Consider the following 16,506-nt stretch of genomic DNA (forward strand, 5'->3'; position numbering starts at 1 on the left):
GGGGCCGGCCCTCCTCGGGCAATTGGTTTAAAACTAATAAAAACACCCCCTTAGGTCAACCGGGCGCACCCGGGCGTGGGCGGCCCCCGCTTCGACGTTGTCTCAGCTCAGCCCGTCCACCAGGTCGAAGAAGAAGTCCTGGCGGTTGGTGGTGTTGTAGCCGTACGGGTCCAGGTACAGCTGGAAGTTCTTGTGGCGCAGGGCGTAGCTGGGGTAGTTCACCGACTGGAACAGCACGTCGTTCGAGTACGGCGACTTCTGCGGGCAGAAGGTGGCGTCCTGCTGGAACAGCGAGCTGCCGTCGTTCCGCTCGGCGCGCAGCACGAAGTTCTGGTGCCGCAGGTACAACCCGTCATGCGTGGCGAAGGAGACACAGGAGCTGTTCGCCAGGCCCTTGACCAGCTTGAAGGAGGAGTCCTGGCGGGACTCGGAGCCGCCGGGCTGGTCGAGTTTCACGTAGCTGCCGCTCACGTGCCAGTAGCGGTCGGGGTAGTTGACCGAACGGACCGAGGTGAGACCGCCGGGCTGCTGACCCGAGCCGCCCGAACTGCCCGAACCACCTGAACTGCCGGAACCGCCTGAACCGCCCGAACTGCCCTTGCTGGGCGCGGCTTTGGTGGGCGCGCCCTTGGTGGGCTTGGTACTGGATGACGCGGCGTCGGTGGCGCCGTCGGGTCCCTTGGCGGACATGGACGGCGAGGTCGCCGACATCCCCGAGGTGCCCTTCGGTGCGCCGGCCGTACCCGACGCCGACGGCGAGGCGAAGGAGAGCAGCCCCGGGCCGTTGTCGGTGTTGCCGCTCGCGGTGGGGCCGGGCGAGGCCGTCTGGTCAGGGGTGTTGTGGCTGACGGCTATCGCCGTGACGCAGGCGACGACCGTGGCGATGGCCAGCGTGCCCGCCAGCCAGAGTCTTCGGGTTCCGGGTGCCCGGGAGGTGTCGGGGGCCCAGCCGTTCTCCCAGGCGGGGTGCGGCGGGGGTTGCGGGGTTATTTCTGGCATGCGTGTTTCCTCCAGCGGCGCCAAGGCAGCGGCCGGGGATGTGAGGGTGTGGTGGGTGAAGCGTGAAGCAAAGGTGGATCACAGAGGTGCACACACTAGTGGAGTAACGAGGCTGCGGGGAGTCGTTTCAGCTAGCGGTTTCTGTGAGAATTAAACATCTTCCTGTGGCGCACGGGAGGCCGAACGGCGATCTCGGTGCCTTCCGGGTTCCGGCTCGGGCGCGCGACGACCGTTTGCGCAGCTCCAGCGTCCTGATGGGAAGTGGCCGCCGCGGTGCGCCCGTTCGGGGGTGCGGGAAACCGTACGGCCGGTACCGGACTCCCTGCCCGCGCGGCACGACCGGACCACCGCTCCCGCCGGCGCCCTGGACGCCTCCCCGGAGGTCGGCCCGAGACAGCGACTGACGCCGCATCAGGTCAGGTCCGCCGATGCCGGGTTGGACGGCCGGCTCGCCCGCCACGGCTACGCAGCGGCCGGAGCCGTCCGGCCCGACCCGCCGTCCCGCCGAACCGCCCCACCGCCGCCGCGCCTTGGTCCCGCCCCACCGCCGCCGTGCCTTGGCCCCGCGCTGTGCGGCCCGCGCCGGGCGCCGGTTGCTCGCACGCGTGACCCGGCCGCGCGACCGGCACCGGTGGCGACGGCCTCGGCGCCGGCGCGCGGCGCCCGGCGGCGGCCCGTCCCTCCCGGCGGACGGCACGGTCCCGGCATGGTTGTGTACGCCCGTACGCATCGTTGCGTACACTCGTACACATGGGATATCTGACGCTCGCCGGCGCCATAGCCGCCGAGGTCGCCGCCACGACGGCGATGAAGTACGCCGACGGCTTCAGCAGACTCTGGCCTTCGCTGCTGACGGCGCTGGGATACGTCCTCTCGTTCCTGTTGCTGGCGAAGACGCTCCAGACCCTGTCGATCGGCACGGCGTACGCGATCTGGTCCGGGGTGGGCACCGCCGCCATCGCCGTGCTGGGCCTGCTCCTGTTCGGAGAGGCGCTGACCCTGGTCAAGGTGGCGGGGATCCTGCTGATCGTCGGCGGAGTGGTGGTCCTGAACCTGGGAGGCGCGCACTGATGCCCCGCCGTCACGACCCCGACCGGCGGCAGCGGATCATCGAGGCGGCGATCCGGGTCGTCGGCGAGAAGGGCCTCGCCGGTCTGAGTCATCGCACGGTCGCCGCCGAGGCCGACGTCCCGCTCGGCTCCACGACCTACCACTTCAAGACCCTCGACGAGCTCCTGGTCGCCGCCCTGCGCCAGGCGAACGAGGGGTTCGCCAAGGCGGTCGCCGCCTACGGAGACCTGGACGACCCCTCGACGGACCTCGCCGCCGCCCTCGCCCGGATCCTCGGCGACTGGCTGAGCGGTGACCGCACCTCCGTCGAGCTGGAGTACGAGCTCTACCTCGCCGCCCTGCGCCGTCCCGCCCTGCGGCCCGTCGCCGCCGAGTGGGCCGACGACCTCGCCGAACGGCTGGCGCGGCGCACCGACCCGGCCACGGCGCGGGCGCTGGCCGCGCTGATGGACGGGGTCTGCCTGCAGGTGCTGCTGACGGGGACGCCGTACGACGAGGGGTACGCGCGGCAGGCGCTGGCGCGGCTGATGCCCTGAGCGGGACGCGTCCGTCGCGCCCAGGGCGGCGCGCTCGCACCGACACGGTGGGCAAGCCGCCTGAGCGGTTCCGCCGCCGGCCACGGCACGGGCCGTCCGGCGCGTCGTCACGGCCCGCCCCCTGAGACGCACCGCACGCTGGTTCGCCTCCCCGGCCCCCGGCCGGTTAGGTTGCCCTCATGACCGACACGACTGCTCCTCGTTCCACCGGTGCCGCCGCGGCGGGCCTCGCCACGATCGCCGCCGACGGCACCGTTCTCGACACCTGGTTCCCCGCTCCCGCACTCCTGGCCGAGCCCGGCCCGTCCGGCACCGAGCGGCTGTCCGCGGAGAAGGCCGTGGAACTGCTCGGGGAGGGCGCCGCGAAGGCGCTCGGCCCGGACGCCCGCCGCGGTGTCGAGGTCGTCGCGGTCCGTACGGTCATCGCCTCCCTCGACGACAAGCCGCTCGACACCCACGACGCCTACCTGCGTCTGCACCTGCTCTCGCACCGCCTGGTGAAGCCGCACGGCCAGAGCCTGGACGGCATCTTCGGCCTGCTCGCCAACGTCGCCTGGACCTCCCTCGGCCCGGTCGCCGTCGACGACATCGAGAAGGTCCGGCTGAACGCCCGCGCCGAGGGCCTGCACCTCCAGGTGACCTCGATCGACAAGTTCCCGCGGATGACGGACTACGTCGTCCCGAAGGGCGTGCGCATCGCCGACGCCGACCGGGTCCGGCTCGGCGCGCACCTCTCCGAGGGCACCACCGTCATGCACGAGGGCTTCGTCAACTTCAACGCCGGCACCCTCGGCACCTCGATGGTCGAGGGCCGCATCTCGGCCGGTGTGGTGGTCGGCAACGGCTCCGACATCGGCGGCGGCGCCTCCACCATGGGCACCCTCTCCGGCGGCGGCAACGTCGTCATCGCCATCGGCGAGCGCTGCCTGGTCGGCGCCGAGGCGGGCGTCGGCATCGCCCTCGGCGACGAGTGCGTGGTCGAGGCCGGCCTCTACGTCACCGCGGGCACCCGCGTCACCATGCCCGACGGCCAGATCGTCAAGGCCCGCGAACTGAGCGGCGCCTCCCACATCCTCTTCCGCCGCAACTCGGTCACCGGCGCCGTCGAGGCCCGCCCGAACAACGCGGTCTGGGGCGGCCTGAACGAGATCCTGCACAGCCACAACTGACGCGCGCGCCTCGCTGTCGGGCTGAGCGCCCTCCCCGGTGGGAGGGCGCTCAGTCGTCGTGGGGCAGGGAGGCCCGGAACTGCGCCAACGCCGTGAAGTCGGCGTCCCGCAGGCCGAGCCGAGGGCTGACGTGGTGCAGCAGGGCCGGGCCGGGATGGTGGGCGCGGACGTACACGGTGTCCGGCGGGCTCTGTTCGTCGTCCACCCAGGCGAACGGGCGTCCCGCGGCGTAGGCCACGATCGCCTCCGTCTTCCAGTGGACGCCGTCCGGGCGCTCCGCGAGCAGACCCCGGCCGAAGTCGACGAAGGGCAGCTCGGGCAGGCCGACCACCGGGCCGATCCAGCGGTTGGCCCCGGCCGTCCAGGTGGTCGCCCAGCACAGCTCGTAACCGAGCGCCAGCAGCGCGGGGCCGTGCGACGGGTTCAGCCACACCCGCAGCGGGCGCCCCGGGCGGACGGTCGCCCTGATCGTCGTATAGCCCTCGGGACGCCGCTCCGGCTGCGCCGCGTACGGGTTGAGGGGGCCGTCGACGTCCAGGAACAGCAGGGGGCGGCTCACGGGGCCAACATACGGCAGCGGGCGCGCGGAGCGCCGGTGAACATTCTCGCGCCGGACAGGCATAGCGGCGCCGAGGCGCAGGCGTCACCACGGGTACAGGGCCCGGACACCAGGTGGGCCCGGGGGAAGCGAAGGTGACGATGGATGCGGAACTGCAGGAGACGTTCCGGGAATTCGTGGACAGCCGGTCCTCGGCGCTGCTGAGGACGGCCGTGCTGCTGACCGGAGGCGACCGGCACGCCGCCGAGGACCTGCTCCAGAACGCGCTGATCCGGGCGGCCGGCCGCTGGCAGCGCATCGACGAACCGGAGGCCTACGTACGGCAGGTCCTCTACCGGCAGCAGATCAGCCGCTGGCGGCTGAAATGGCGACGCCGCGAACTCACCGTCGCCGACCCACCGGAGAGCCAACCGGCCCCCGACGCCGCCGCCACCGCCGACCTGCGCCTCGTCCTGCGCGCGGCCCTGGCCCGGCTCACCGCCCGCCAGCGCACCGTCCTGGTCCTGCGCTATTTCGAGGACCTGCCCGAGGCCGACGTGGCCCGTCTCCTCGGCTGCTCCGTAGGCACCGTCCGGTCCACCACCCACCGTTCCCTGGCCCGGCTGCGCATCCTCGCCCCCGAGCTGGCCGCCCTCGCCCCGGACACCGGCCGTGACCAGCCGCCGTCCCGTGACCACTCGCCCGCGGAGGTGCGGCCGTGAACGTCGAGGAACTCCTGCGCGACGCGCTGCGTGACCAGGCCGCCGAACAGCCGCCGCCCCGCCCCGGGTTCGCCGGCCAGGTGCTGGCGGTCCGCCGGCGCCGCCGGGCCCGCCGGTTCGCCTCCGCCGCCGCGGCCACCGCGGCTGTGGTCGCCGTCGCGGTGGGCGTGCCGCTGCTCGACGGCGGCAAGGACGACGTACGGCCCGCCGGCGTCCTCGACCCCGGTGACACCCGAGCCCATCCCGACCAGTCGCCGCCGCGTGAGCTGATCCGGGCGGGCGACGCCACGATGGCCGCGTACTACACCACCGAGAACGTCCGGCAGACGGCCCGCCGGTCCCGCACCACCCGCACCTACTGGCTGCTGGACCAGCGCACCGGCCGCTACGAGAAGGACGCCCGCTGGTCGTTCGTCGCCGTCGCCCCGGGCCTGAAGACGGCCGCCGTGCTGGAGCGGACGATCCCCGCCCGGCGGATCGGCCTGCTCGACCTCACCACCGGCGAGGTGGCCCGCTGGATCCCCGTCCAGCGCGGAGTGGGCGGGCTCGCCTTCTCCCAGGACGGCCGCACACTGGTCGCGACGACCTACTCGGCCGATCCCGACGTGGTGACCAAGGCGGCGAACGACACGACCGGCACCGTCTTCTCCATGCCCGACGCCATGCCGCGCACCGGCTTCTACGCCTTCGACGTGGCTTCCGGGAAGGGCTCCTGGAGCGAGGTCGCCACCCCGCACGACAGCATGGGACTGCCCACGATCAACGTCCGCCAGGACTTCGCCCCCAGCCGCTCCGGCCAGTACGTCTGGACCGGCCTGACCGGCGAGCCCGGGACACGGTTCTACGACCTGCACGGCCGCCAGGTTCCCGCGCCGGCGGGCGAGCGGTATCTGAACTGGTTCGTCCAGGCGGGGCTGTCGCCCGACGGCAGGCGGGTCGCCGGAGACTTCGCCGGCAAGACGATGAAGACCTCCTCCTGGATCACCGACACCCGTACCGGCAGGAAGACCGAGGTGCACGGGCAGCAGCTGCTCGCCTGGGCCGACGACAGGTCCCTCGTCGCCTGGGACGTCGGCAAGGACGGCGGTGGCGAGTTCCACAACCGGCTGGTCCTGGTCACCGTCGGCAGCGACAGGACCGTCCCGCTCAGCGGTTTCCGCAAGGGTGACGACAGGGCCGCCGGCCGCTGGACGCCGGTCTTCGCCGAGACGCGCTGATCAGCCGGCCACCAGCTCCTGGTGGACCGCCCGCAGCCCGTCGGCCGCCTCCCGGCCGGCGGGCCGCAGTGGTGCCCGTACCGGTCCCGCCGGCAGGCCGAGCGCACCGAGCAGCGCCTTCGAGGTGACCGTGCCCGGCAGGCCCGCGGCCGTCATCGCCTCGATCAACGGGGTCGCCCGCGCCTGCAGTTCGGCGGCGCGGGCGGTGTCGCCGGCGTCGAAGGCGTCCAGGATCGCGGCCACGCGGGACGGGACGGCGTTGGCCACCGTGCTCACGCAGCCGGCCGCCCCCACCGCGTACAGGGCGAGGATGTGCTCGTCGCAGCCCGCGTAGTACGCCAGGTCCGTGCGGGCCAGCACCTTCTGGGTGCCGAGGAAGTCGTACGAGCAGTCCTTCACCGCCACGATCCGGGGGTGTGCGGCGAGCCGGATCAGCGTCCCGGGCTCGATCCGGGTGCCCGTGCGGCCCGGGATGTCGTACAGCATCACCGGCAGCCCGGTCGCGTCGGCCACCTCCAGGAAGTGCGCCTCCAGCGCGTCCTGCGGCGGTCTGCTGTAGTACGGGGAGACCACCAGCACCCCGTCCGCGCCCGCCTTCTCGGCCGCCCGCGCCAGCTCGACGGTGTGCAGGGTGTTCGCGGTGCCCACGCCGGCCACGAGCGGCACCCGGTCGCCCACCGCCTCCCGTACGGCCGCGATCAGCTCCGCCTTCTCGGCGTCCGAGGTGGTCGGCGACTCGCCGGTGGTGCCGTTCAGCACCAGGCCGTCGCAGCCCTCCGCCACCAGGTGCGCGGCCAGCAGCCGGGCGCCGTCGAGATCGAGCGCCCCGGCCTCGGTGAAAGGGGTGACCATCGCACAGAGCGTACGGCCGAACGGACGGGGCCGACCGGGCACACGGGGAGGACGGGGAACATGCGGTGCGTGGGCGGTGCCGGGTGTGTTCGTCATGGGGGTAGTCTCGGCAGTGCAAAGGCTTAGCTCTACTTAATTTTTCTTCCATGAATGTCTTAGGGATGCTAAGTCATTGCCAGTGTGCGGACCGAGGCCCTGTGTCCAACTCGGCCCTTCATGGGTCACTATGGGCAGGACGGTCACCGACAGCAGGTCATGGGTCATGGGAGGCACCATGAAGCTGGGCAAGGCACTGGCCACCGGAGTCGCCGAGGAGCGTCCGCTCGGCCACGGCGAAGCACCCGAACTCCCCGAACTGCCCGAACTCGCCGAAGACGGCGGCAGGAGCCGCGAAGTCCAGGGCGTGTCCGCGTCCGAAGAGGTCCCGGCCGCCCGATGAGGCCGTGGCTCCCGGCGGAACGCCCGACGGAGCCGCCGACCGGCTACAAGATCGCCCACCCGATGCTGTCCCAGGACGGCACGCGGGCCGGGTTCACCGGTGTGTCGCTGGGCGGCGCGCTGCCGTACGGAGTGCTGGACGACGCCTCCTGCGTCTACGGCAGACGGCACCGCCCGCCCGCGCGGCTGTGCGACTGCGGCTTTCACTGCGTGCACGACCGCGAGATTGCCGAGGACCTGCTCTGCACCGCCGAGCACCGGGCCGCCGTGCTGCTCGAAGTCTCCGTCCTCGGCGCCTACATCCGCTTCGAGCGCGGCTTCCGCTACGCCCGGCAGCGAGTGCGCACCGCCACCGTCGGGGCGTGCGCCTGCGGGGCGCCGGCCGTCGCGCTGGCCGACGCGGGCTGGGGCAGGCCCGGTTGGCGTGCCCTGTCGGCCGCCTGCGCCGGCTGCGTACGCGCGCGTGCCTCCGTATCGCTCGCCGGGTTCGCCCGGCTGGCGGGGGAGCGGCTGCGGGTGATCGCCGGGGGCGGGACCGGGGCGGCCTGGATGGCGGCCGACACCGGGCGGGCGGTGCCGGACGAGGTCCTCGGGGTGCCCGAACTGGTCGCGGAGGCGGCCCTGTTGCAGGCCCGCCTCGACTGGTTCCAGAGCCGGCTGGCCCAGCTCGGCGAGCGCGGGGAGCAGGGCTGAGACCGGCCGACCTGGGTATCCGGAGGTTCTGAAGCAGAGCGGACCGCCGAGGAGACCAGGAGGGGCAGGACCCATGACGAAGAGGACCGCACGTGGAACGGGGGCCCGACTGACGGACACCGCCGGTGCGTTGGCGGCCAAGGCCGACCTCAAGGGCCGTACCCAGGCCCGCGCCGCCGACCTCAAGGACAAGGCCGGAGCGCTGACCGTGCACCTGCGCGAGGGCGCGGCCAAGGCCGGTCACCAGGCCCAGGGCCGGGCGGTGAAGGGCGGCCACACGGCGCAGGAGCAGCTGACCAGGGCGCGGCACTCGTTCCAGGAGCGCGCGCTGCGGACCGGGCACGCCGTCCAGGAACGGGCGGGGCAGGCGGGGCAGCTGGCGTCCGAGAAGGCCGCGGTGGCGCAGGGCGCCGTCGAGGGCCGGCTCGCGCAGCCCGCCCGCATGGTCGCCCGAGCCGTTCTGCGGCACCGGGTGCCGGCACTGATCGCGGGCGCGCTCACCGCCGCGGTGGCCGTGGGTGTGCTGCGCAGGGGCCGCCGCGGCTGAGTTCCACCCCGACGGCTGCGTTCCGTCGGGGCCGCGCAGGTGGCATCCCCGAGGGCTCCACTCCACCGTCCACCGAAAACTCGATCCGCCTGGACAAAAAAAGTTTTCGGTGAGACGGTGGAGCCATGCTGGACGTCACCGTGATCGAGGACCCCGAGGCCGCGGCCGTGTCGCTGGACCCCGTACGGGCCAGGCTGCTCGCCGAGCTGGCCGGCGCGCCCGCGTCGGCCGCCATGCTGGCCGGCCGGGTCGGGCTGCCGCGGCAGAAGGTGAACTACCACCTGAAGGCGCTGGAGCGGCACGGCCTGGTCGAGCTGGCCGACGAGCGGCGCAAGGGCAACGTCACCGAGCGGCTGATGCGCGCGACCGCCGCGTCGTACGTCATCTCCCCGGCCGCCCTGTCCGCCGTACAGCCGGACCCGGACCGTTTCCGCGACCAGCTCTCCGCGCGCTGGCTGCTCGCGCTCGGCGCGCGTCTGGTGCGCGATGTCGGCATGCTGATCACAGGCGCCGCCAAGGCCCGCAAGCGTCTCGCGACCTACGCCCTGGACGGCGAGGTCCGCTTCGCCTCCGCCGCCGACCGCGCGGCCTTCGTGCAGGAGCTGACGGCCGGCGTGAGCGCGCTCATCCGCAAGTACGACGCACCCGACGCGGAAGGCGGCCGGGACCACCGGATCGTCGTCGGCGTCCATCCCACGGTCAAGGACCGGCCCACCCCCGAGCTGGAACAGTAGGCAGCAGGAGCCCCCTCATGTCCAAGGAATTCGAGATCGCCCGTGAGTTCGAGGTCGACGCCACGCCCGCAGAGGTGTGGGAGGCGATCACCCACGGGACCGGCGGCTATCTGTGGCCGATGCAGCCGCCCGAGCCCCGGGTCGGCGGCACGGCGGCCTTCGGGTCCACCGTCACCGCCTACGACCCGCCGCACCACCTGGTCACCCGCAGCGAGGACGTCGGTTTCCCGACCCAGAGCGCCAACCAGCTGGAGCATGTCATCGAGGAGCGCGAGGGCGGCCGTCGCGCCTGGGTGCGCTACGTGCACAGCGGCATCTTCACCGACGACTGGGACAACCAGTACGACGGCGCGAACCGGCACACCGACTTCTACCTGCACACCCTGCGCGAGTACCTCACCCACTTCGCGCCCCGCCCGGTGAGCTTCGCCCAGCTGAACGGGCCGGAGGCGTCCCAGGCGCCGGACGCCTTCACCGCCGTGGGCCGCGCCCTCGGCCTGCCGGACGACCTGGCCGCGGGCGCGAAGACGAGCGTCCGCGGGCCCGGCGGCCGTGCCCTGGACGCGGTGGTCGACTACCGCGACCCGTACTTCATCGGGCTGCACACCGAGGACGCCCTCGTGCGGTTCTTCGGGCGCAACCACTGGGGCGCCCCGGTCGGCATCAGCGTCCACGACTTCGCGCCGGACGCCGACGCCGAGGCGAACGAGACCGCCTGGCAGGACTGGCTGAACGGCGTGTTCGGCCAGTCCTGAGCCGAGGCCGCCCGGTTACGGGCGGAAGCGCAGCACCTGCGGGTCGTGGTCGCTGATCTGGTCGTGGAACTCCGAGTTGATGTGCACGCTGTCGTACACGAAGTCGCCGTTGCCGCGGATCTGCTTGCTGATCAGGATCTGGTCCAGGACCTGCTCGTTGCCCTGGTAGTCGTAGGTGTAGCGCTCCTTGGTGGGCAGCGACTGGATCGCCGACCAGAGCGCGCCACCCTTCTCCAGGATCCTGGTGGTGCCGGAGAAGTCGAAGTCGTTCATGTCGCCGAGCGCGATGACCTCGGCATCCTTCTGGACGTCGAGGATCTTCTTGACGAACGCGTTGACCAGCGTCGCCTGCGCGTGGCGCTGGGTCTCCGAGCTGCGCACCACCGGCTGGTACTGCGAGGTCAGCCCCTGGTCGCCGCCCTTGGAGTTCAGGTGGTTGGCGATCACGAAGACCGTCTTGCCGTGGAAGACGAACTCGCCGGCGAGCGGCTTGCGGCTGCTCGTCCAGGCGGAGTTCGCCGGCTCGACACGGCCGGGGGAGGCCGTCAGCTGGGCCTTGCCGTGCACCTTGGTGACGCCCACCGCGGTGGTGGAGTCGCCGCCCGCGCGGTCGACGAAGGACACCCGCTGCGGGTTGAAGAGGAAGACCTGGCGGATGTTGCCGCCGGGCTCGCCGCCGTCCTGGTCGTTGACCGGGTTGATGGAACGCCACTGGTACGTCGGGCCGCCGGCCGCGACGATCGCGTCGATCAGCTTGTTCACCGTCACGTCGGCGGCGACCGTGCCGTCGTCCGTCGCGCCGTTGTTGTCCTGGATCTCCTCCAGGGACACGATGTCGGGCGACTGGAGGTTGTGCACGATCGCGGCCGCGTGGGCGGCGAAGGTGCCGTCGGAGGGGTCGAGGTTCTCGACGTTGTAGGTCGCCACCGCCAGCTCGCCGGGCGACTGCTTCTTCGTCGTCTCGCGCTGCAGGCCGCCGCTCTTCAGGGTGCCCAGCGTGTTCGCGACCAGGGTGTAGCCGCCGTACTGGTTGTAGTCCATCGGGCCGGTCGTGGCGCCGGTCAGGGTGTCGCCGACGTTCGCCGCCGGGAAGGCCGCGGCCGAGCCGAGGGACTGGATCTGCAGCCGGCCGGTGTTCTGGTCGCGGTAGGTGCGGTAGAGCGAGCCGCCGCGGTCGGTGCGGTTCTCGTGCGGCTTCACCGTGACCCACAGCTCCGCGTAGGGGTCGGTGGCGGTGACCACGCGAGCGTCCTTGACCTGGACGTTCATGCCCTCCAGGGACTCGTAGTAGTCCAGGGCGTACTTCTTGGGCTGCAGCGTCAGGCCGTTGATCGAGTTGCTCGCGGCCGGGTCGCCCGCCGGGGTGTACGCGCTCGGCACCGACTTCTTGTCGATCACGACCGGCGCCGGTACCGCGTTGCCCGTGGAGACGGTGGTGACCGTCGGCTTGGTGATCTCGGTCAGCGACTGGTTGCCGGTGGAGGCGCCGCCCGGGACGAACTCGGAGACCGTGCCGGTGACCTTGACGGAGTCGCCGACCGTGACCTTCGGGGTGGAGCTGGTGAAGACGAAGACGCCCTCGCTGGTGGCCGGGTTGTCGTCCGGCGTCGGATCCTGGATCCAGAAACCTCTGGAGGAGCCGTAGGTGCGCGTGGCCGTGACGATGCCGGGGACGTCCGTCACCTTCTGGCCGGCGTACGGAGATATGCGCGTGGTGCCCTGGACGTCGTGGATGCGCAGCCCGTCGGCCTGGGCGGGCGAGGTGAGGGCGACGGTGGACGCCGCGCTGCAGACGGCGGCGACGGTGAGCGCGGCGAGACGCGCGGAAGACCTGCTCGGCAAGGGAATCCCTCCGGGGACATCGGAAGCCGGGACAAGGGCGGTTTATGGAGCGTTCATGACACGTTCATGTATGCCATGTGACGCTGATGTGACACGCGTAGATGCACAGTGAACAGTTGCCCCCCGATTTCTACGCGCGTCAATCTCCTGTGTTCTCAGGCCAGTTGTCAAGGTTTCAGCCATGTACGGGGCCGGACGGAGAGATGAACCGGGCGGCATGGGTGGAAATCCGTCTAGGCTGAGCGGCTGAGCCGTACGGCGTCCACGTGGTCGTACGGCCGTCGGTACGGTGTCCATGTCGCCGTACGACCGTTGAGGCGTCCGAGGAGAACCAGCCGATGTCTGACAGCGCCCCCCTGCCGCCGGTGCGGTTGCGTTCCGAAGCGGAGCTGGCGCACGCCGCGCTGTCCACCCCGTTGCTCGCCAGGGCCGCCCGGCTCGCCCGCTGGGCCGGCCCCGACACCCGCGTGGACGCCGGAGGCGAGCTGGTCGAGGAGCAGCTCCCGGCCGCCGCCGAGGCGCTCGGGCTCACCGGAGACGACGCCGCCGCCCATGCCGGTGAGGCCTGGCGGGTCGCCGTGGACACCGGGCTCGTCCGGATCGCCGACGAGGAGGCCGGGACGGTGGCGGCGGGGGACGAGCTGGCCCTGCTCACCGGGGGCTCGCCGCACGACGTCCTCGCGGTGTGGCAGGCCGCGCTGGAGACGGTGATCGCCGACGCGAGCGTGCCCGACGTGGACGGCATCGTCGATGCCCTCGACCGGGGCGGCGAGGTCGATTTCCCGTCACTCGGCTGGGACCCCGAGGCGGAGGCGGAGTTCCTCGACGGCGTCCTGGGCAATCTGTACCTGCTGACCGTGAGCGAGGGTGGCCCCGGCGAGGCGCCGGTCCCGCTGCCCGCGCTCGCCGCGTCGATGCTCGTGCCCAGCGGCATGGGGGAGCCCAGCAACGACGTCCTGGAGCAGGTCTCCGACGCGATGATGCGCCTCGACGACCAGTTCCGGCTGCTGGAGCCGGTCGGGCTCGTGGAGTACCAGCCGGTCGACGAGGCGCTGATGGCCGACGCGGAGGAGGAGCCGGCCACGGGGCCGGTCGAGGTGGCCGACGTCTCCCGGTACGGCATGGTGCGGCTCACCCCGCTCGGCGCCTACGGGCTGCGGGCACGGCTGCTGGAGGCCGGCTTCGAGGCGCCGGCGGTCGGGGAGCTCGCCGACAAGGGCGCGGACGCGCTGCTCGACGGCACTGCCGCGTTCCCGCAGGCGGCCGCGCAGGCCGAGACCGAGCAGTGGCTGGCCCGCCGCGAGACCCTCGCCGCGGCCCGCGAGCTGCTGGCCGCCGCGCGCGGCGCGGACGCGGGCGCCCCGCTGCGGCGGCTGCGCTGCCAGCAGGCGCTGTCCCTGCTCGGCCCCGAGGCCGAGCCCGCCCTGCGCGAGGTCCTCGACGACGCCGAGCTGGGCGGCCTGGCGCGGGTCTGGCTGGCCGAACGCGGTGCCGACGACGTGCCGGCGCCCTCCGAGGACATGATCTTCTGGCTGACCATCGACACGGTGGCGGCGCAGCTGGCCGCCGAAGGGAACTCCGAGGAGCTCCAGGCCCTGGTGGAGGGCCTCGCCCGGCAGCACAGCGGGTTCTTCGCCCAGGCCTGGCGGGTGGGCCACCCCGACACGGCCGACGTCCTGGAGGCGATGGGCCGCCTCCACCCGGACAAGAAGGTGGCGAAGGAAGCCCGCAAGGCGGCGTTCAAGGCGCGGTCGCAGCACGGGGGGTAGGGGGGCCGGAGGGGGCGTGCGGGCGGGAGGCCGGGCATCGCCGCGCACCGCGCTCGGGGCTGAGCGCCGTCGCGGCGGGGATGAACGAAGGCGCCGCCCGTGCGGCGGTCGCGGGAACCGCCGTCCTTCGTGGGCCACGGCCACCACGGCGTCGGTCACCCGCGCCCGCAAGCTGGAGGGCATGTGGTGAGGCGACGGCGGCGGGTACATCGTCTCCTCGTACGCCCGCGCGGAGAGCCCCGTCCAGTACGACGGCTCGGTGTGGTTCTACGACCCCAAGCGCCGCACCCTCACGCTGGAGGTCCGCATCGGCGTCAACCCGGACCCGTCCGCCGAGGGCGACTTCGACGGTCCCGACAATCACCGTCTCCCCGTACGGGGGTCTGGTCATCGCCGGGACGGCGAGGGCCTCCAGCACCTGTTCGGCGCCACCGACAGCGGCCGCACCTACCCCATCGCCCGCAACGAACTGAACATCGGCACCGAAGACGAGCCCGAGTACAGCGAGTTCACCGGCGTCACCTTCTCGCCCGACGGCCGGACCCTGTACGCCAACATCCAGACTCCGGGCATCATGCTCGCGATCACCGGGCCGTGGAAGCGGCAGCAGCGCGGATGGCCGAGCCGCTCGTCACCGACCTGGAACCGTGGCGGCCGCCGGGTCCGCCACGGCCCGTCCGGAAAGGGCACCAAGCACACCTTCGGCGGCCTCCCGGACGCGGGCCGGTCGCGCTCTTGTCTGCGGGCGCCACTGATATCTAACATGTCAGTCCATGGAAGCCCTCCGGCCCGTCCCCCGCACCCTGCTCCGGGACCGTGCCTACGCCGAGATCCGGGACGCCATCGTCGCCGGCGAGATCGAGCCCGGGGCGGTGGTGCGTGACGCCGAGTTCGCGGAGCGGCTCGGGCTGTCCCGGGCGCCCGTGCGGGAGGCGTTCGCGCGCCTCGTCGACGAGGGGCTCCTGGAGAGCAAGCCGCAGAGCTACACCAGGGTCACCCCGGTGGTCGCCGCCGACGTACGGGACGCGGCGGCCGTGGTCGGTGCCATGCACGAGCTGGTCACCCGGGCCGCCGTCCCCCGGCTGCGGGCCGCCGACCTCGACGTGATGCGGGCGGCCAACGACCGGTTCGCCGCCGCCGTCCGCACCGGTGACGTGGACGAGGCCCTGCGCGCCGACGACGCACTGCACGACGTCCTGGTCCGGGTGGCGGCCAACCGCGCCGCCGCCGCCACCGTCGCCCGCTACACCCCCCTCATCCGCCGCCTGGAGCGCCGCCGCTTCGGCGAGGGCGGCTCCTGCCGCTCGGCCGGCCTGCACGAACGGCTCATCGAGGCGTGCGCGGCCGGCGACACGGAGAAAGCGGTCCGGGTCACGGCCGACATCTGGCGCACCCTGTCCGACCTGGCCGATGCCGACACCACCGACTGACCACGCCACCAGGAGGCGCCCCATGTCCCCGTCGCTGGGTTCCTACGACCGCTACCCCCTCCTCTTCGGCCCCTCGCCCGTGCACCCCCTGGAGCGCCTCACCGCCCACCTCGGCGGCGCCGCGCTGTGGGCGAAGCGGGAGGACTGCAACTCCGGCATCGCGTACGGCGGGAACAAGACGCGCAAGCTGGAGTACCTGGTCGCGGACGCGCTCGCGAAGGGCTGCGACACCCTGGTCTCCATCGGCGGGGTGCAGTCCAACCACACCCGCCAGGTCGCCGCCGTCGCCGCCCGTGCCGGGCTCAAGTGCGTGCTGGTCCAGGAGAGCTGGGTGGACTGGCCGGACTCCGTGTACGACAAGGTCGGCAACATCCTCATCAGCAGGCTGGCCGGCGCCGACGTACGCCTGGTCCGGGCCGGGTTCGGCATCGGTTTCAAGGAGAGCTGGGAGCTGGCGCTGCGCGAGGTCGAGGAGGCGGGCGGCAAGCCGTACGCCATCCCGGCCGGCGCCTCCGACCATCCGCTCGGCGGCCTGGGCTTCGCGGGCTGGGCATACGAGGTCGCCGCACAGGAACAGCAGCTGGGCGTCTTCTTCGACACGGTCGTCGTCTGCTCCGTGACCGGCTCGACGCAGGCCGGCATGGTCGCCGGCTTCGCCGCGCTGCAGGAGGCGGGCGGCCGTGAGCGCCGCGTCATCGGCATCGACGCCTCCGCCAAGCCCGCCGAGACCCGCGAACAGGTCGCCCGCATCGCCCGGCGGACCGGCGAACTGATCGGCGTCAAGGGCGAGCTGACCGTGGAGCTGGACGACCGCTACCACGCCGGCGTCTACGGCGTCCCGGACGACACCACCCTCGCGGCGATGCGCCTCGCCGCCCGCACCGAGGGCATGGTCACCGACCCGGTGTACGAGGGGAAGTCGATGGCGGGGATGGTGGACCTGGTCGAGCGGGGCGAGATCCCCGCCGACTCCACGGTCCTCTACGCCCACCTGGGCGGCCAGCCCGCGTTGAACGCCTACAGCGCCTTGTTCTAGACGCCTTGCCCAACGCCCGCCGACGTACGCCGGCTGCCGGCCGGGGTGGCCATGTCCGATAAATTACCGGGTTTCTTGCAGAAAGCCCCGGCGTTCACGCCGGGGATGAATGCATCTCAAGGCTGCTCTGACGTGCACGTGAGAGCGGATGTTTTTGC

The 16,506-nt window shown here is 72.5% G+C and carries 18 protein-coding genes; 14 read left to right on the top strand and 4 right to left on the bottom strand.

Annotated features, from left to right (window positions below; genetic code table 11):
- Positions 1 to 102 precede the first annotated feature (102 nt).
- Positions 103 to 999, bottom strand: a complete 897-nt coding sequence (locus AB0M11_RS39005; protein ID WP_365713287.1) for an AbfB domain-containing protein — start codon at positions 997 to 999, stop codon at positions 103 to 105.
- A gap of 750 nt (positions 1,000 to 1,749) precedes the next feature.
- Between AB0M11_RS39005 and AB0M11_RS39010 the strand changes: the two genes are divergently transcribed.
- The 3 genes from AB0M11_RS39010 to dapD all read left to right on the top strand — a co-directional run bounded on the left by AB0M11_RS39010 (position 1,750) and on the right by dapD (position 3,775).
- Positions 1,750 to 2,070, top strand: coding sequence for a multidrug efflux SMR transporter (locus AB0M11_RS39010; RefSeq protein WP_365713289.1), 321 nt, complete (start codon positions 1,750 to 1,752; stop codon positions 2,068 to 2,070).
- Complete coding sequence (locus AB0M11_RS39015; RefSeq protein ID WP_365713291.1) at positions 2,070 to 2,606, top strand: TetR family transcriptional regulator; 537 nt, start codon at positions 2,070 to 2,072, stop codon at positions 2,604 to 2,606. Before AB0M11_RS39010 ends, AB0M11_RS39015 begins: the two co-directional genes overlap by 1 nt.
- Positions 2,607 to 2,785: 179 nt before the next feature.
- Positions 2,786 to 3,775: a 2,3,4,5-tetrahydropyridine-2,6-dicarboxylate N-succinyltransferase gene (gene dapD, locus AB0M11_RS39020; protein ID WP_365713293.1), complete on the top strand. Its 990-nt coding sequence runs from the start codon at positions 2,786 to 2,788 to the stop codon at positions 3,773 to 3,775.
- A 49-nt stretch (positions 3,776 to 3,824) separates the two neighbouring features.
- Here dapD and AB0M11_RS39025 read toward each other — a convergent pair whose 3' ends face one another.
- On the bottom strand, positions 3,825 to 4,334 hold the full coding sequence (locus tag AB0M11_RS39025) for a hypothetical protein (protein WP_365713295.1): 510 nt from the start codon (positions 4,332 to 4,334) through the stop codon (positions 3,825 to 3,827).
- Between the two features lie 140 nt (positions 4,335 to 4,474).
- On the opposite strand from AB0M11_RS39025, the gene AB0M11_RS39030 reads away from it, so the two are divergent.
- On the top strand, positions 4,475 to 5,035 hold the full coding sequence (locus AB0M11_RS39030) for a SigE family RNA polymerase sigma factor (RefSeq protein ID WP_365713317.1): 561 nt from the start codon (positions 4,475 to 4,477) through the stop codon (positions 5,033 to 5,035).
- Positions 5,032 to 6,252, top strand: a complete 1,221-nt coding sequence (locus AB0M11_RS39035; protein WP_365713297.1) for a WD40 repeat domain-containing protein — start codon at positions 5,032 to 5,034, stop codon at positions 6,250 to 6,252. The genes AB0M11_RS39030 and AB0M11_RS39035 overlap by 4 nt, the downstream gene beginning before the upstream one ends.
- Here AB0M11_RS39035 and dapA read toward each other — a convergent pair whose 3' ends face one another.
- Complete coding sequence (gene dapA / locus AB0M11_RS39040; protein WP_365713320.1) at positions 6,253 to 7,146, bottom strand: 4-hydroxy-tetrahydrodipicolinate synthase; 894 nt, start codon at positions 7,144 to 7,146, stop codon at positions 6,253 to 6,255. It abuts the gene before it with no gap.
- Positions 7,147 to 7,366: 220 nt separating this feature from the next.
- Between dapA and AB0M11_RS39045 the strand changes: the two genes are divergently transcribed.
- The 5 genes from AB0M11_RS39045 to AB0M11_RS39065 all read left to right on the top strand — a co-directional run bounded on the left by AB0M11_RS39045 (position 7,367) and on the right by AB0M11_RS39065 (position 10,271).
- Positions 7,367 to 7,543, top strand: a complete 177-nt coding sequence (locus AB0M11_RS39045) for a hypothetical protein (protein ID WP_365713299.1) — start codon at positions 7,367 to 7,369, stop codon at positions 7,541 to 7,543.
- On the top strand, positions 7,540 to 8,235 hold the full coding sequence (locus tag AB0M11_RS39050; protein WP_365713301.1) for a hypothetical protein: 696 nt from the start codon (positions 7,540 to 7,542) through the stop codon (positions 8,233 to 8,235). The genes AB0M11_RS39045 and AB0M11_RS39050 overlap by 4 nt, the downstream gene beginning before the upstream one ends.
- A gap of 73 nt (positions 8,236 to 8,308) precedes the next feature.
- Complete coding sequence (locus tag AB0M11_RS39055; RefSeq protein WP_365713303.1) at positions 8,309 to 8,782, top strand: hypothetical protein; 474 nt, start codon at positions 8,309 to 8,311, stop codon at positions 8,780 to 8,782.
- A 125-nt stretch (positions 8,783 to 8,907) separates the two neighbouring features.
- Positions 8,908 to 9,516 (top strand): helix-turn-helix domain-containing protein, encoded by a 609-nt coding sequence (locus AB0M11_RS39060; RefSeq protein ID WP_365713305.1) that lies wholly within the window; start codon positions 8,908 to 8,910, stop codon positions 9,514 to 9,516.
- A gap of 17 nt (positions 9,517 to 9,533) precedes the next feature.
- Positions 9,534 to 10,271: an SRPBCC domain-containing protein gene (locus AB0M11_RS39065; protein ID WP_365713307.1), complete on the top strand. Its 738-nt coding sequence runs from the start codon at positions 9,534 to 9,536 to the stop codon at positions 10,269 to 10,271.
- Positions 10,272 to 10,286: 15 nt separating this feature from the next.
- On the opposite strand, the gene AB0M11_RS39070 is transcribed toward AB0M11_RS39065, so the two are convergent.
- Positions 10,287 to 12,113: an endonuclease/exonuclease/phosphatase family protein gene (locus AB0M11_RS39070; protein WP_365713309.1), complete on the bottom strand. Its 1,827-nt coding sequence runs from the start codon at positions 12,111 to 12,113 to the stop codon at positions 10,287 to 10,289.
- Between the two features lie 338 nt (positions 12,114 to 12,451).
- On the opposite strand from AB0M11_RS39070, the gene AB0M11_RS39075 reads away from it, so the two are divergent.
- From AB0M11_RS39075 to AB0M11_RS39090, 4 genes are all read left to right on the top strand, one after another.
- Complete coding sequence (locus tag AB0M11_RS39075; protein ID WP_365713311.1) at positions 12,452 to 13,882, top strand: hypothetical protein; 1,431 nt, start codon at positions 12,452 to 12,454, stop codon at positions 13,880 to 13,882.
- 208 nt (positions 13,883 to 14,090) lie between these two features.
- Positions 14,091 to 14,765, top strand: a complete 675-nt coding sequence (locus AB0M11_RS39080; protein ID WP_365713321.1) for an alkaline phosphatase PhoX — start codon at positions 14,091 to 14,093, stop codon at positions 14,763 to 14,765.
- Positions 14,656 to 15,312, top strand: coding sequence for a GntR family transcriptional regulator (locus AB0M11_RS39085; protein WP_365713313.1), 657 nt, complete (start codon positions 14,656 to 14,658; stop codon positions 15,310 to 15,312). The genes AB0M11_RS39080 and AB0M11_RS39085 overlap by 110 nt, the downstream gene beginning before the upstream one ends.
- Positions 15,313 to 15,334: 22 nt before the next feature.
- Complete coding sequence (locus AB0M11_RS39090) at positions 15,335 to 16,348, top strand: 1-aminocyclopropane-1-carboxylate deaminase (RefSeq protein WP_365713315.1); 1,014 nt, start codon at positions 15,335 to 15,337, stop codon at positions 16,346 to 16,348.
- Positions 16,349 to 16,506: the final 158 nt, after the last annotated feature.

Source organism: Streptomyces sp. NPDC051987 (assembly GCF_040680735.1).
Classification (GTDB): Bacteria; Actinomycetota; Actinomycetes; order Streptomycetales; family Streptomycetaceae; genus Streptomyces.

Excerpts from the sequence above, each read along its gene's own strand:
- AB0M11_RS39005 (WP_365713287.1), bottom strand. The coding sequence starts at position 999 with ATGCCAGAAATAACCCCGCAACCCCCGCCGCACCCCGCCTGGGAGAAC.
- AB0M11_RS39010 (WP_365713289.1), top strand. The coding sequence starts at position 1,750 with ATGGGATATCTGACGCTCGCCGGCGCCATAGCCGCCGAGGTCGCCGCC.
- AB0M11_RS39015 (WP_365713291.1), top strand. The coding sequence starts at position 2,070 with ATGCCCCGCCGTCACGACCCCGACCGGCGGCAGCGGATCATCGAGGCG.
- dapD (WP_365713293.1), top strand. The coding sequence starts at position 2,786 with ATGACCGACACGACTGCTCCTCGTTCCACCGGTGCCGCCGCGGCGGGC.
- AB0M11_RS39030 (WP_365713317.1), top strand. The coding sequence starts at position 4,475 with ATGGATGCGGAACTGCAGGAGACGTTCCGGGAATTCGTGGACAGCCGG.
- AB0M11_RS39045 (WP_365713299.1), top strand. The coding sequence starts at position 7,367 with ATGGGAGGCACCATGAAGCTGGGCAAGGCACTGGCCACCGGAGTCGCC.
- AB0M11_RS39050 (WP_365713301.1), top strand. The coding sequence starts at position 7,540 with ATGAGGCCGTGGCTCCCGGCGGAACGCCCGACGGAGCCGCCGACCGGC.
- AB0M11_RS39055 (WP_365713303.1), top strand. The coding sequence starts at position 8,309 with ATGACGAAGAGGACCGCACGTGGAACGGGGGCCCGACTGACGGACACC.
- AB0M11_RS39060 (WP_365713305.1), top strand. The coding sequence starts at position 8,908 with ATGCTGGACGTCACCGTGATCGAGGACCCCGAGGCCGCGGCCGTGTCG.
- AB0M11_RS39065 (WP_365713307.1), top strand. The coding sequence starts at position 9,534 with ATGTCCAAGGAATTCGAGATCGCCCGTGAGTTCGAGGTCGACGCCACG.
- AB0M11_RS39075 (WP_365713311.1), top strand. The coding sequence starts at position 12,452 with ATGTCTGACAGCGCCCCCCTGCCGCCGGTGCGGTTGCGTTCCGAAGCG.
- AB0M11_RS39085 (WP_365713313.1), top strand. The coding sequence starts at position 14,656 with ATGGAAGCCCTCCGGCCCGTCCCCCGCACCCTGCTCCGGGACCGTGCC.
- AB0M11_RS39090 (WP_365713315.1), top strand. The coding sequence starts at position 15,335 with ATGTCCCCGTCGCTGGGTTCCTACGACCGCTACCCCCTCCTCTTCGGC.